Annotated in this window: 1 tRNA gene; it reads right to left on the reverse strand. The window is 45.5% G+C overall.

The features are described from left to right. Positions 1 to 87 precede the first annotated feature (87 nt). A tRNA-Asn gene (locus A1OO_RS05010) sits at positions 88 to 163 on the reverse strand. Between the last annotated feature and the right edge of the window lie 252 nt (positions 164 to 415).

Genomic DNA, 415 nt, shown 5'->3' on the forward strand with positions numbered 1-415 from the left:
ACAATAAATCCAACATGGCTTGCGACAAATCGCGTAGCGATTATCCCAGCCTAATAACATCTCATCTTTCGATAAGACATTAGAAAGTGGCTCCCCCTGCAAGACTTGAACTTGCGACATACGGATTAACAGTCCGCCGTTCTACCAACTGAACTAAGGGGGAACAGATTTTGTGGTTCACTGCCTAAACAATAAATCCAACATGGCTTGTGACAAATCGCATAGCAATTATCTCAACCCATTAATATCTCATCTTTCGACAAGACATTAGAAAGTGGCTACCCCTGCAAGACTTAACGGGGCCGCCTAGGCTTGCGACAAATCGCGAAGCGATTATCCCAGCCTATAACATCTCATCATTCGACAAGACATTTAAAAGTGGCTCCCCCTGCAAGACTTAACGGGGCCGCCTAGG

This window comes from Enterovibrio norvegicus FF-33 (assembly GCF_000286835.2).
Lineage (GTDB): Bacteria > Pseudomonadota > Gammaproteobacteria > Enterobacterales > Vibrionaceae > Enterovibrio > Enterovibrio norvegicus_A.